The organism is Candidatus Endowatersipora endosymbiont of Watersipora subatra (genome assembly GCF_964026585.1).
Taxonomy (GTDB): Bacteria; Pseudomonadota; Alphaproteobacteria; order Rhizobiales; family Rhizobiaceae; genus Pseudahrensia.
This window is the reverse complement of sequence record NZ_OZ032160.1, coordinates 764,108-778,769: the sequence shown is the minus strand read 5'-3', so window position 1 is coordinate 778,769 and position 14,662 is coordinate 764,108. Positions and strand designations below refer to the sequence as shown.

At 38.7% G+C, this 14,662-nt stretch carries 7 protein-coding genes, 2 tRNA genes and 2 rRNA genes; 7 read left to right on the top strand and 4 right to left on the bottom strand.

Features of this window, described 5'->3' with window-relative positions:
- The first annotated feature begins 200 nt into the window (after positions 1–200).
- From guaA to proC, 3 genes are all read left to right on the top strand, one after another.
- Positions 201–1,757 carry a glutamine-hydrolyzing GMP synthase gene (guaA, locus tag AAGD37_RS03600; RefSeq protein ID WP_341760181.1) on the top strand — a complete coding sequence of 519 codons (1,557 nt, stop codon included), beginning with the start codon at positions 201–203 and terminating at the stop codon, positions 1,755–1,757.
- 236 nt (positions 1,758–1,993) lie between these two features.
- Positions 1,994–3,388, top strand: coding sequence for a cysteine--tRNA ligase (gene cysS, locus AAGD37_RS03595; protein WP_341760180.1), 1,395 nt, complete (start codon positions 1,994–1,996; stop codon positions 3,386–3,388).
- A gap of 379 nt (positions 3,389–3,767) precedes the next feature.
- Positions 3,768–4,613, top strand: coding sequence for a pyrroline-5-carboxylate reductase (gene proC, locus AAGD37_RS03590; RefSeq protein ID WP_341760179.1), 846 nt, complete (start codon positions 3,768–3,770; stop codon positions 4,611–4,613).
- A 40-nt stretch (positions 4,614–4,653) separates the two neighbouring features.
- Here the strand turns inward: proC and ychF are convergent, their stop codons facing one another.
- The 4 genes from ychF to AAGD37_RS03570 form a co-directional block, all read right to left on the bottom strand.
- Positions 4,654–5,754 carry a redox-regulated ATPase YchF gene (gene ychF, locus AAGD37_RS03585; RefSeq protein ID WP_341760178.1) on the bottom strand — a complete coding sequence of 367 codons (1,101 nt, stop codon included), beginning with the start codon at positions 5,752–5,754 and terminating at the stop codon, positions 4,654–4,656.
- A 95-nt stretch (positions 5,755–5,849) separates the two neighbouring features.
- Positions 5,850–6,440 (bottom strand): aminoacyl-tRNA hydrolase, encoded by a 591-nt coding sequence (gene pth / locus AAGD37_RS03580; RefSeq protein ID WP_341760177.1) that lies wholly within the window; start codon positions 6,438–6,440, stop codon positions 5,850–5,852.
- A gap of 67 nt (positions 6,441–6,507) precedes the next feature.
- On the bottom strand, positions 6,508–7,095 hold the full coding sequence (locus AAGD37_RS03575; RefSeq protein ID WP_341760176.1) for a 50S ribosomal protein L25/general stress protein Ctc: 588 nt from the start codon (positions 7,093–7,095) through the stop codon (positions 6,508–6,510).
- Between the two features lie 181 nt (positions 7,096–7,276).
- Complete coding sequence (locus AAGD37_RS03570) at positions 7,277–8,725, bottom strand: M23 family metallopeptidase (RefSeq protein WP_341760175.1); 1,449 nt, start codon at positions 8,723–8,725, stop codon at positions 7,277–7,279.
- Positions 8,726–9,761: 1,036 nt separating this feature from the next.
- Here AAGD37_RS03570 and AAGD37_RS03565 point away from each other — a divergent pair.
- The 4 genes from AAGD37_RS03565 to AAGD37_RS03550 all read left to right on the top strand — a co-directional run bounded on the left by AAGD37_RS03565 (position 9,762) and on the right by AAGD37_RS03550 (position 14,631).
- Positions 9,762–11,247: ribosomal RNA gene (locus tag AAGD37_RS03565) — 16S ribosomal RNA — on the top strand.
- A gap of 180 nt (positions 11,248–11,427) precedes the next feature.
- Positions 11,428–11,504 (top strand) — tRNA-Ile (locus AAGD37_RS03560).
- A gap of 25 nt (positions 11,505–11,529) precedes the next feature.
- Positions 11,530–11,605, top strand: a tRNA-Ala gene (locus AAGD37_RS03555).
- A gap of 279 nt (positions 11,606–11,884) precedes the next feature.
- A 23S ribosomal RNA gene (locus tag AAGD37_RS03550) occupies positions 11,885–14,631 on the top strand.
- The 16S and 23S rRNA genes sit together here with 2 tRNA genes alongside, the layout of an rRNA operon.
- Positions 14,632–14,662 lie beyond the last annotated feature (31 nt).

The window sequence follows — 14,662 nt, the reverse complement described above, 5'->3', positions numbered from 1 at the left end:
ACCTAGTTGAATTTGCTCATCTTTTAGCAGATATAGTGTCTCTTCATCCTAATTAAGAATAAGGAACTTAACAAGACTTTGGAATATGAAATTAAATAAAATTTGCGACCTTTTAAAAATTAGTGTATGATATTTTAGTTACTTCTCTTATTGCTGTTGGTTTTCTTTGAAGAATTTGGGAATGATTGGGATTAAGATTTTTGACTTTTCATACTGATTCTATCCTTGTTATTGATTTTGGCAGCCAATCAACACAGTTGATTGCACGTAGGATACGCGAACTTGGTGTTTATTGTGAAGTTGTTCCCTTTTATTCCTCTCAAGATAAATTTGAGAAGCTAAAACCCGTTGGAGTTATATTCTCAGGAGGACCTGAATCTGTTTTAAATGAAAATTCACCAAGGGCTCCTCAATGTGTTCTGGATTCAGGTGTACCTATTTTCGCGATTTGCTATGGTCAGCAGACCTTATGTTATCAGCTGAATGGCTTTATTGAATCCGGTACTAGCTGTGAATTTGGCAGATCTAATGTTGAAATTATTAAGAATAGTCCTCTTTTTGAAGATTTTTGGTCTGTAGGTTCTTCCTATCCTGTTTGGATGAATCATCGAGATAGAATAACACAACTTCCTGATGGTTTTGAAGTAGTTGGTCGTTCTCCGAATGCACCCTATGCAATTGCTGTTAATGAAGACCGTCAATATTATTCAACAATATTTCATCCTGAAGTTGTTCATACACCTGATGGCACTAGGTTATTATCCAATTTTCTTTATAAGATCATTGGTTTAAAAGGAGCTTGGAGTCTGTCTTCCTATCGTAATCAGATGATCCAAGAAATCAGAGAGAAAGTCGGCTCCAGTCGAGTGATATGTGGATTATCAGGAGGAGTTGACTCATCTGTTGCCGCGATACTCATTAACGAAGCAATTGGCAATCAACTTATTTGCATCCTAGTTGACCATGGATTCATGCGTGTCAATGAACCATTGGATGTGACTCAAATGTTTCGTCAATATTACAATATACCATTGATGAGAATAGATGCTTCTGATCGTTTTATTAATGAACTTAAAGATGAAAGTGATCCTGAGATAAAACGGAAAAAAATTGGTAAATTGTTTATTAATATTTTTGAAGAAGAAGCGAGAAAGATAGGTGGTGTTGAGTTTCTAGCCCAGGGAACTCTTTATCCTGATGTTATTGAAAGCATTAGCGTTTCTGATAGTCCATCAGTTACCATCAAATCTCATCATAATGTAGGTGGATTGCCTGAATATATAGATATAAAACTTATTGAGCCCTTGCGTGGATTATTTAAAGATGAAGTAAGAGCACTTGGTAGAGAACTTGGGTTGCCAGATCACTTTATTAAGCGTCATCCGTTTCCTGGTCCTGGTCTTGCAATTCGTTGTCTCGGTAGCATAACTCGTGAAAGATTAGAAATTTTACAGAAGGCGGATGCAATTTATCTTGATGAAATTAAATCTTTTGGTCTTTATGATGAAATATGGCAAGCATGTGCCATTTTGTTACCAATTCAGACAGTTGGTGTCATGGGGGATAGTCGAACATATGAATCTGTTTGTGTCCTTCGTGCAGTTGTCTCCATTGATGGTATGACAGCTGATTTTTACTGTCATGACATGTCATTTCTTGGCAACGTAGCAACACGTATCATTAATGAAGTCCGAGGTATTAATCGTGTCGTATACGATATCACTTCTAAACCTCCAGGAACTATCGAATGGGAATAGCCTCAATCCAATCGCAATAGAATTATGAAATGCATGATAGATAATAGATAAAAGTATATCTTTATTTAAAAGTACTTTTTTAAAATTTTATATTTGAAATTATTGGCTATTAGAAATAGTTTTTCATTTCTTGATCATAATCCACTACTTCATTAGAAATGATAATAGATTCTGTCTTTGAGTTAGTAAATACTTTTACTTTTATGTACTCGATCCATGGAAACGAAAACATAACAATGAAAATTAGAATTTATAATACGCTAACGCGAGGCAAGTCTATTTTTGAACCGATCGATGAAAAGAATGTAAGACTTTATGTTTGTGGTCCAACGGTTTATGGTTTTCCTCACCTTGGAAACGCAAGGCCGGTTATCATTTTTGATGTGTTATTTCGACTGATGCGTTATATTTATGGTTCGAATCATGTTACATATGTTCGGAACATTACTGATATCGATGATAAAATTAATGCTGATGCAGCAGTTAAGTTCCCCCACTTACCTCTTAATCAAGCTATTCGTCAATTTACTAGAAAAACAGCAACTCAATATCAAAATGATATGAAACAATTAGGTTGCTTAGATCCTACTCATCAGCCGAGAGCTACTGATTTCATCTTGCCGCGCACTGATGAAAAGTTTGATATGGTATCAATGATTAGACAACTCATAGATCGTAATCATGCATATATTGCTCACGGAAAAGAAGGACGTGAAATATTGTTTCGCATTAATTCGATGGTTGACTATGGATCTTTATCCAAAAGATCTTTAAAAGAACAGAAAGCAGGAATTCGTATTCCAGTAGAGAGTCATAAAGAAAATCCATTTGATTTTGTGCTTTGGAAAGAGTCCACTGAAAAAGAGCCGGGTTGGACCGCTACTTTTGGTTGTGAAGAAATTAGAGGACGTCCAGGCTGGCATATTGAATGCTCAGCTATGACTTGTGCTTATCTTGGGAAAGTATTTGATATTCATGGTGGTGGCCTTGATCTCATGTTTCCTCACCATGAGAATGAACTTGCTCAGTCTCGCTGCTGTTTTGGTACCAAAGTTATGGCTAATGTTTGGATGCACAATTCACTTTTGCGTGTTGACGGGAAAAAAATGTCTAAGAGTTTGGGTAATTTTCATACTGTTCATGAAATATTATCAACTCCAAAGATAGGAGGACGGTATTGGCCGGGGGCAGTTATACGTTTAGCAATGCTGATGACTCATTATCGTGAGCCGATTGACTTTAATTTAAATCGTCTACAAGAAGCTGAAAATATCCTTACTAAGATTATGCGTCGTGTCTCAGGGCATCAAAGAGAAATTTTAGATCAACTTTTTTTAGATGATCTTGCAAATGATCTCAATACAACAACATATCTAAAAAGAATGCTATCTCAGAATATAAGACCAGGTATGTTGTATGCAGCAGCTGAATTTATTGGACTCAATTTGTCTAAATCCAATACTGATATCGATATTAAAAGGATCATTCAGATCCGATTGAATCTTATTGCTAAAAAAAAATGGGTAAAAGCTGACCGTATTCGTGATTATCTTTTGGATCGAGGAATTAAGCTAAAAGACTCAAAAGATTCAGAAAATGGTGAGAGAATCACAAAGTGGGAAATTAACTGATCAATTAAGGAGACTTCTCTTTGAAAAGTTCAATCTATTATTTTCTAGTCATTTAGTTTTATATCTTGTATACTTTAATTTATTTTACCTGATTAATTTCCTAATTAAAGAATAAAATATATAAGCTAGAGGAAGTTAGTTTTATTTTTTCTCTATTATAAAGATGACTTAGTTTCAATTAATTATTATTAACGTCCAAAGCATTATTAGAGATTATATAGATTGTGATGTCAATTTTTGAGGAATTGAGATAAATAATAAGATGCTCCAGATATTAAGTATAACTTAACTAGTAATTAATCAAAAGATAGGAAATTATGCTCCTTTTCTGATGAGTTTTAATAAATATTTTCATTTTATTATTTTTTGTATGGACTCCATGAGTAGTTTTTCTTGTTCAATCAATATATGCCTTGTCGGTGCTGGTCATATGGGAGGCGCAATGCTATCTCGCTGGCTTGCTGATGGCTATGAAGCTAAGAATATCACCGTCATTGATCCTAATCCTTCATCTAACATTAGTAGAATTATCCAAGAACATGGAGTGGTACATTTTAAGAATTTAGTTGATATTCCTCATCCTGATATAATTGTCATTGCTATAAAACCACAGATTATAGAATCAATCTTAATATCATTATGTGATCTCATTGATAGCAAAATGCTCATTCTTTCAGTGACAGCTGGTTCAACCCTTGCACAGTTGTTAAGAGTCTTTGAAAAGGATGGAAAAAACAATGTTTGTCTAGTTCGATCCATTCCTAATATACCAGCTATGATTGGGATGGGAATTACCTGTTGCGTTGCCAATCAATTTGTTACGAAATCTCAAAGGGAGATAGTAAATCAAATCCTTTTCACTATTGGCAAAGTAGAATGGATTGATGATGAATATCTTATTGATGCTATCACAGCGATATCGGGAAGCGGTCCAGCCTATGTGTTTTATTTAACAGAAGCTTTGGTAGAGGCAGGTAAATCTGTTGGCCTTTCTACTCACTTGTCATTGCAGCTAGTCATTGCAACGATTTATGGCTCCGGTGCTCTATTAGATAGTTCTAATCTCTCTCCTGAAGAATTGCGTAAAAAGGTAACTTCTCTTCATGGAACAACAGAAGCAGCGCTGAATGTATTGATGAAAGAAGAAGCTTTAATAAGATTGATAAAAAGAGCGGTTAAAGCCGCAACTAATCGATCACGTCAGTTGGCAAATCATCACGATTGAAAGAAGCCTGCGATTTTCGAAATATTTGTATATATTTTCATCAACTAAATTTGAACAGTATGATATCACCATCTTTAACGATGTATTCTTTCCCTTCATCACGAGTTTTTCCAGCCTCTTTAGAAGGTCCTTCGCCTCCTAGAAAGATATAGTCATTAAAAGCTATAGTTTGAGCCCGTATGAATCCACGTTTAAAATCTGTATGAATAACGCCAGCGGCCTCTGGTGCTTTTGTTCCAGATACGACCGTCCATGCACGAGTTTCTTTTGGTCCAGCTGTAAAGTAAGTAATTAAAGAGAGTAGTTTGTAACCAGCACGTATCAGTCGATCAATACCTGATTCTTCTAATCCAATCATTTCAAGGAATTCATGTTGTTCTTTTTTCGAAAGTTGAGCAAGTTCTTCTTCTAAAGTTGCTGAGAGGGTAATACTTTCTGTTTTTTGTCCTTCTGCTATTGCTTTTATTTTTCTGCTGTTTTCATTTCCATTTATCGCATCTCTTTCAAGAACGTTACAAACATAAAGAACTGGATTTGCTGTGAGTAAATTGAGTCTTTTGAGGCGTTTTAAATCGTCAGAACTACTCTTCTTAGCAATAAGACGGGCAGGTTTTCCCTTATTAAGACAATCCATAGCTTTTTCCATTATAGGAAGTATACTCATCTCTTCTTCATTCTTTCTATTTACTTTTTTGCTAATCTGTTTAATCTGTCCCTCTAAACTTTCTAAGTCAGCAAGCATAAGTTCAGTTTCGATTGTATCTACATCATTAATTGGATTAACTTTTCCTTCCACATGAGTAATATTATTGTCTTCAAAACAACGTAGAACATGAATGATAGCATCTACTTCACGGATATTAGAAAGAAATTGATTGCCTAAACCTTGACCTTTTGAAGAACCTCGAACAAGGCCTGCGATATCGATAAAAGATATCTGAGTTGGAATGATTTTTTTTGATGATGCTATCTTAGAAATTTCATCAAGCCGTATATCAGGGACGGTAACTTCACCAGTATTAGGCTCGATTGTACAAAATGGATAATTTTCAGCTTGAGCTGAATTAGTTCTTGTTAGAGCATTAAAAAGTGTAGATTTTCCGACATTTGGTAATCCGATGATCCCGCATTTGAAACTCATGATTTTTCCGATTGAGTTTTTGTGATTAAGTGGTTTTTTAAGCGTTCTTATTCAGCTTGATATACATAATTATAAAATTTTCAGATATATCTTCTTTAGCTTTTAGAGAGTAAGCTTATTTTTTGAGTGCATAAATTGACCTTATTCATAAAACCAAGGGCATCGTCTTTTGTAAGATAAACGAGATTGCATGCAATTGAATCAATAAGTGGTATTAACCATATCTGATCAGAAATAGAGAAATTGCTCAGAACATATTTATATACTTTTTCTTTATAGCCTGGATGTCCTATACCAATACGAACACGTTGATACTGTTTTCCAATATAGGCATCAATCGAACGAATGCCATTATGCCCACTAGATCCACCTCCTATTTTAACTTTAATTCTGCAGGGTTCTAGATCTAGTTCGTCATAAAAAACGAGGATTTTATCTGTTGGAATTTTATAGTACTTTAAAGCTTCACTTACTGCATTGCCTGACTTATTAATGAATGTCATTGGTTTAATCAGCAAAATTTTATGGAATTCAATATTCCCTTCAGCAATTAAAGAATGAAATTGGGGTCTCCAATCCGATAATTCATAGTGACGATGTATTGCATCGATAACCATAAAGCCGATATTATGTCGATTTTTCTCATATCTTGGTCCTGGATTTCCTAATCCTACAATTATTAACATTGTAATCCATCAAACTTTTAAAAGTATAATTATCCTAATCATTTCTTTAAAGTATTTTTATCTTTTATCATTCACCATCAGAAAGAGCCTTTATAGGCATTGAAATAGTAGCAATCGTATCATCTTTATCCACAATTGTAGAAACGATATGAGTCGGGAATTTGATCGCAGAAACTTTAACTGAATCGCCAAGATCAAAAGGGGTTAAATCAACCCTAAATAATTCTGGTATTGCATTGGCATGACATTGAACTTCAATTGTATGCCGGATGATATTAAGAATACCACCACGTTTGATTCCTAAGCATATTTGATCATTTTCGAATGATATCGGGATATCAACTGTTACTATGCTTTTCTTTGAAACTCGAAGAAGATCAAGATGAATGATAAAATCATAAACCTTATCCAACTGAAAGTTTTTAGGAAGAACATCATATTTTACTTCATTTACTTTGATATTAAGAATGGTTGTTAGAAAGCTTCCTTTTCTGATTCTCATACTAATTTCTTTGTAAGAAAGTGCAATTGGCAAAGGGGGAGATTCACCTCCATAAATAATAGCTGGTATCATGGAATTTCGACGAAGATCACGTGCGGAGCCCTTTCCTATACTTTTTCTAAGCTGGGCGACGAGCTGATTATTTATGCTCATAAACATGCTCCTAAGTTATCCGAGAGTCATCTATCTGAGTTGAGATTGAGAACCCATCATGAATAATGTCATAGTTCAGAAATCACAATATTAATTGACTCATAATTTCTCAAAAGTTCTTAACTTGAGAAAACTATCATCAAATACAATGAGAAATTCAATTTTGCAACTCTCTGTTATGTTATTTCAAGAGAAGTTTTTTCTTCATCAGGAGATCAATTTGATTTTTCTCTTTCATAAAAGAGTTTAGCAGACGACCTTTTAGAAAATTCTCTTTAGGAAGACGAATTTTCATAGGGTTAACACGACTATTATTGACTTTAATTTCATAATGAAGATGAGGGCCTGTAGAATGCCCAGTTGATCCAACAGTACCAATAATCTGACCCTGACTTACATGTGTACCGGGTACAATACCTCGAGCAATTTGATGTTGATGACTATAGGATGTTTTATATCCATTAGCATGTCGAATAACAGTTAAGCGTCCATTGCTACCAGACCATCCAGCTTTTTCGACAATTCCATTGCCGGCCGCCAAAATAGGTGTACCTAAAGGTGCTGACCAATCAACGCCACCATGAAATTTATAAACACCCGAGATTGGATGACGACGCATCCCAAAAGGAGAGTTAAATTTGCTATTAGGAACAGGTTTACGTAAGAGAAACTGGTTTGTACTGTTACCATTTTCATCATAGAATATTGGGGAATCATTACCATTCACTTTAAAGCGATAGTACTTATATTTTACTCCATTAAAAGTTACTGAAAAGAATAGAATCTGTGAATCATCAGTTGCTTCTTTTTTATTTCCTGATAGGGAATACAAGATTTCCAGTTTATCTAAAATTGATATTTTTTTTCTGAAGTCAATATCAAATGTAATAGTATGAAGAATGGTTTTTGCATGATTTCGATTAAGTCCTTGTGAGAGAATAGCTCGATAAATACTATCATATCTGCTAGGTAAATTGTCTTCATTTAAAATTTTGCCAACTATCCGTTCAGTTGATTGATTCTTTTGTTTATTAATGGGAGAAGGTTCCTTAGCCCAAACAACTTCCTTAGCATCATTGAGCGCAATGCTGGCTTGATGGTTTCCTAAATAATAAACTGTTATACGATGTGGTATTCGTTTTTCAGAGCCCTTTTTATGTTCTAAGGCTACACGCAATTGTGTTCCTGGTTCTAGATTATTTTTCCTCATTTTTCGAACTAATTGAGAAGCCATTCTTCTCAATATATTTGATTTCAGATTTAGGTGAGATAATGAAGTTATTAATGATTGTGATTGTGTTATTGTGATCAATTCCTCTGAATAGAAGAATCTATTTCTCTCTGATTGATTTATTGGAGTGAATCTGGATTCATTTTCAGCGACCACTTTTGTTTTAAGTGGAGATAAAGAAAGTGATTGTTTAGCTTTTTCTTTAAAATAAGGAATAACTGCATGTTTAGTATTAAAATCCTTAAGTGAGCTTAGCGTATTTTTGACAGCTAATTCAGTTTCTAACAATGTAATATTGTTTGCTTGATCATACTGAACATTTGAGAGATCGAAGGGGGTTTGACCTGTTGTTACTTCATTCTCAATATCCGAAATGTCTATAGTATTTTTAGAAACCAAGTTCTTATTTATATCATACAAAAAAACATCAAACGGATTGAATTTAGGGTAGTTGAATTTGGGTATTAATTTAATAGCTAATGGTGTAGAAACATATGCAAGAAGACATTCTTGAGTGGAATTACTCGATTTTTCATCACGTTTTTGTATTTGTATTGGAACATAAAAAATTTTTTTTTAAAGGGGTTAACTTCTAAAAGCTCAATAATTCTATTTCCTCTTTTTTTATATTTTTTTTCTGATCTAAAATGAATAGAATTTCTTTTAAAAAAAGTAGCCCGTTCAATGATCTGTTTCTGTCTATTTAATGTTGTGTAAAATGCACAATACATTAGAATTAATGATGCCATGCCCATTAAAACGGATCCCCAAAACCATCGAACATTAATTTCACGTATACTTAATCGAGGATAGAACTGTCTAATGATCAATGGGTTTTGTTTATCGATTCTCTTCTTTATGATATTAAGTTCACACCAATGATTTTTCATAAAGCCTATTCTTTGATTGAAATCTTAACTTCTAAGCTAAATTATTATTAGAATAATAATATGATTAATCATTTTCTAACTCAATTTTAGTTTTTAAGATTAATAATAAATTTTATTTGCTCATTGATAAAAATCTTAATTTTTCAAGAAGCCTTTTGAGAAAAAGGTAAAATATTTTATTGACAAATAAAATATTTATATTGTAGGTAAGGAAATTAGCTTTTCTTAAGCTTATTTTTGATCTAGCGGTTGTTATGACTACGACTACTAATCTGTTCTTTGATATTTGAATAGGAAGAAAGAGAAACGTGGACGGCGATTTCTGATAAATTGAAATTAAGATTTCGGCGTACTCGTTTTTGAGAATGTTACACCAAAGACTATATCTATAATGTAGTAATGTAGTTTTGTGTTTAAAAATAATTCTCGTCAATTTGAGCACTCCTGATAAACAAGGAGTGGCGCAATCTCTAAAATTCATAGAGTTCTAGAGGCGTTACTATATCAATTTTAAGAGTTGATAAAATTAGCTGATATCTTAGATCAAACTTGAGAGTTTGATCCTGGCTCAGAACGAACGCTGGCGGCAGGCCTAACACATGCAAGTTGAACGCTCTCTTCGGAGAGAGTAGCAGACGGGTGAGTAACACGTGGGAATCTACCTATCGGTAGGGAATAACGCATAGAAATGTGTGCTAATGCCTTATAGCTCCTAGGGGATAAAGATTAATCGCCGATAGATGAGCCCGCGCTTGATTAGTTTGTTGGTGAGGTAAAAGCTCACCAAGACTACGATCAATAGCTGGTCTGAGAGGATGATCAGCCACACTGGGACTGAGACACGGCCCAGACTCCTACGGGAGGCAGCAGTGGGGAATATTGGACAATGGGCGAAAGCCTGATCCAGCTATGCCGCGTGAGTGATGACGGCCCTAGGGTTGTAAAGCTCTTTCAACGGTGAAGATAATGACGGTAGCCGTAGAAGAAGCCCCGGCTAACTTCGTGCCAGCAGCCGCGGTAATACGAAGGGGGCAAGCGTTGTTCGGAATAACTGGGCGTAAAGAGCGCGTAGGTGGATTTTTAAGTTAGGGGTGAAATCCCAAGGCTCAACCTTGGAACTGCCTTTAATACTGTTAATCTAGAGTTCGAGAGAGGTGAGTGGAATTCCGAGTGTAGAGGTGAAATTCGTAGATATTCGGAGGAACACCAGTGGCGAAGGCGGCTCACTGGCTCGATACTGACGCTGAGGTGCGAAAGCGTGGGGAGCGAACAGGATTAGATACCCTGGTAGTCCACGCCGTAAACGATGGAAGCTAGCCGTTAGGTAGTATTCTACTTAGTGGCGCAGCTAACGCATTAAGCTTCCCGCCTGGGGAGTACGGTCGCAAGATTAAAACTCAAAGGAATTGACGGGGGCCCGCACAAGCGGTGGAGCATGTGGTTTAATTCGAAGCAACGCGCAGAACCTTACCAGCCCTTGACATGCCAATCGCGGTTACCAGAGATGGTTTCCTTCAGTTAGGCTGGATTGGACACAGGTGCTGCATGGCTGTCGTCAGCTCGTGTCGTGAGATGTTGGGTTAAGTCCCGCAACGAGCGCAACCCTTGCCGTTAGTTGCCAGCATTTAGATGGGCACTCTAACGGAACTGCCGGTGATAAACCGGAGGAAGGTGGGGATGACGTCAAGTCCTCATGGCCCTTATGGGCTGGGCTACACACGTGCTACAATGGTGGTGACAGTGGGCAGCGAAACGGCGACGTTAAGCTAATCTCCAAAAGCCATCTCAGTTCGGATTGTTCTCTGCAACTCGAGAGCATGAAGTTGGAATCGCTAGTAATCGTGGATCAGCGTGCCACGGTGAATACGTTCCCGGGCCTTGTACACACCGCCCGTCACACCATGGGAGTTGGTTCTACTTGAAGGCGTTGTGCTAACCGTAAGGAGGCAAACGACCACGGTAGGGTTAGCGACTGGGGTGAAGTCGTAACAAGGTAGCCCTAGGGGAACCTGGGGCTGGATCACCTCCTTTCTAAGGGTGTTTCTTAGTATGATAATGCTAATGAATCTCTTAAAAACATGGATGAGTTTACTTTTTAAGCTTATCTTTATTATATTATAGGGAAGTCGCCGTCTTCATTTCTCTTTCTTCTCGAATGGATACTCATGCTGGTTTTTACTACTATTAAATAAACTGTATTTATCAGGGATTGGGCCTGTAGCTCAGTTGGTTAGAGCGCACGCCTGATAAGCGTGAGGTCGGCAGTTCGAATCTACCCAGGCCCACCAATTTTTTGAGGTTTTTCCAGAAATTGGGGCCATAGCTCAGTTGGGAGAGCGGTAGCTTTGCACGCTTCAGGTCGTCGGTTCGATTCCGACTGGCTCCACCATTATTCGAGGATTAAGGTGAGGTTTCGCATGTTGATAAATCAACATGCTTGTTCATTAAGACATTGTATAGAGAAGATCTGACTGGCTAATTGAGCTATTTATTGCTCATGATTTTTATGATGCCTATCCACGCATCGTCTTTCAGATCTCGTGAAACTGGTCTTTATGTTAGAATTAGTCTGAATTTATTGTTAAATTTCAAATTAATCCTGACAACAAGTTAACTAGATTATTTACCAAAGAAAGATTTTTTATAAATTGTCATTGGTAATGAGAACGATCAAGTGTCTTAAGGGCGTTTGGTGGATGCCTTGGTATGCACAGGCGATGAAGGACGTGATACGCTGCGATAAGCGTTGGGGAGCTGCGAATAGGCTTTGATCCGGCGATTTCCGAATGGGTGAACCTACCTCAGAATTAAATGGGGTATCCACATCTGAATACATAGGATGTGAGAAGCGAACGCGGGGAACTGAAACATCTAAGTACCCGTAGGAAAAGACATCAATAGAGATTCCGTTAGTAGTGGCGAGCGAATGCGGATCAGGCCAGTGGCATTTTGAAGACAAGTAGAACCTTCTGGAAAGGAGGGCCATAGTGGGTGATAGCCCCGTATACGCAATTCTTCTTCTTGTCCTTGAGTAAGGCGGAACACGTGAAATTCTGTCTGAATATGGGGGGACCATCCTCCAAGCCTAAATACTCGTGCATAACCGATAGTGAACAAGTACCGTGAGGGAAAGGTGAAAAGAACCCCTATTAGGGGAGTGAAATAGTACCTGAAACCGAATGCCTACAAACAGTAGGAGCCCGTAAGGGTGACTGCGTACCTTTTGTATAATGGGTCAACGACTTAGTGTAACGAGCAAGCTTAAGCCGATAGGTGTAGGCGTAGCGAAAGCGAGTCTGAAAAGGGCGTTTAGTTCGTTGCATTAGACCCGAAACCGAGTGATCTATCTATGGTCAGGCTGAAGGTGTGGTAACACTCACTGGAGGGCCGAACCCACGCATGTTGCAATATGCGGGGATGAACTGTGGATAGGGGTGAAAGGCCAATCAAACTCGGAGATAGCTGGTTCTCCGCGAAATCTATTTAGGTAGAGCGTTGACTGTATACCCTCGGGGGTAGAGCACTAAATAGGCTATGGGGGCTTATAGCCTTACTGATCCTAATTAAACTCCGAATACCGAGGAGTAATGGTCAGCAGACACACTACGGGTGCTAACGTCCGTAGTGGAAAGGGAAACAACCCTAATCGCCAATTAAGGCCCCTAAGTTATGGCTAAGTGGAAAAGGAAGTGAAAATCCCAAAACAACCAGGATGTTGGCTTAGAAGCAGCCATCATTTAAAGAAAGCGTAATAGCTCACTGGTCTAAATTAAGGATTTTTGCGCCGAAAATGTATCGGGGCTAAAGCCATACGCCGAAATTGCGAGTACGTTTTACGTGCGGTAGCGGAGCGTTGTGTAAGTCTGTGAAGGGATATCTGTGAGGAATCCTGGAGATATCACAAGTGCGAATGTTGACATGAGTAACGATAAAAGGGGTGAGAAACCCCTTCGCCGAAAGTCCAAGGTTTCCTGCTTAAAGTTAATCTGAGCAGGGTGAGTCGGCCCCTAAGGCGAGGCAGAAATGCGTAGTCGATGGGAAGCAGGTTAATATTCCTGCACCTGGTGGTAGTGACGGATTATTTAAATTGTCTATTCTTATTGGATTGAGTAGGCTTTGACATAATCACAGGAAATAGCTCCACCGTTTAAGACCGTACCCCAAACCGACACAGGTGGACAGGTAGAGAATACTAAGGCGCTTGAGAGAACTATGCTGAAGGAACTCGGCAAATTGCATGCGTAACTTCGGGATAAGCATGACCTTAAGAAAGGTAACTTTTTTAAGGTGTCACAAAATAGGGGGTGGCGACTGTTTACCAAAAACACAGGGCTCTGCTAAGCCGTAAGGCGATGTATAGGGCCTGACGCCTGCCCGGTGCTGGAAGGTTAAAAGGAGAAGTGCAAGCTTTGAATTGAAGCCCCAGTAAACGGCGGCCGTAACTATAACGGTCCTAAGGTAGCGAAATTCCTTGTCGGGTAAGTTCCGACCTGCACGAATGGCGTAACGACTTCCCCACTGTCTCCAGCATAGACTCAGTGAAATTGAAATCCCCGTGAAGATGCGGGGTTCCTGCGGTTAGACGGAAAGACCCCGTGCACCTTTACTATAGCTTCACACTGGCATCAGTGATAATATGTGTAGGATAGGTGGTAGACTGTGAAGTTGAGGCGCCAGCCTTGATCGAGTCTCCCTTGAAATACCACCCTTACTATTATTGATGTCTAACCGCGGCCCGTTATCCGGGTCCGGGACATTGTGTGGTGGGTAGTTTGACTGGGGCGGTCGCCTCCCAAATTGTAACGGAGGCGCGCGATGGTTGGCTCAGTCCGGTCGGAAATCGGACTTTGAGTGCAATGGCATAAGCCAGCCTGACTGCGAGACTGACAGGTCGAGCAGAGACGAAAGTCGGTCATAGTGATCCGGTGGTTCCTTATGGAAGGGCCATCGCTCAACGGATAAAAGGTACGCCGGGGATAACAGGCTAATGACCCCCAAGAGTTCATATCGACGGGGTTGTTTGGCACCTCGATGTCGGCTCATCGCATCCTGGGGCTGGAGTAGGTCCCAAGGGTTTGGCTGTTCGCCAATTAAAGCGGTACGTGAGCTGGGTTCAGAACGTCGTGAGACAGTTCGGTCCCTATCTGCCGTGGGTGTAGGAATATTGACAGGACCTGTCCCTAGTACGAGAGGACCGGGATGGACGTATCACTGGTGGACCTGTTGTGATGCCAATTGCATTGCAGGGTAGCTATATACGGAAGGGATAACCGCTGAAAGCATCTAAGCGGGAAGCCTGCCTGAAGATAAGTATTCCCTTAGAGTCGTCGAAGACTACGACGTTGATAGGCTGGGTGTGGAAGCACGGTAACGTGTGAAGCTTACCAGTACTAATAGCTCAATCGGCTTGATCGTTCTCATTTCTTATGACTATTGACTATTCTAT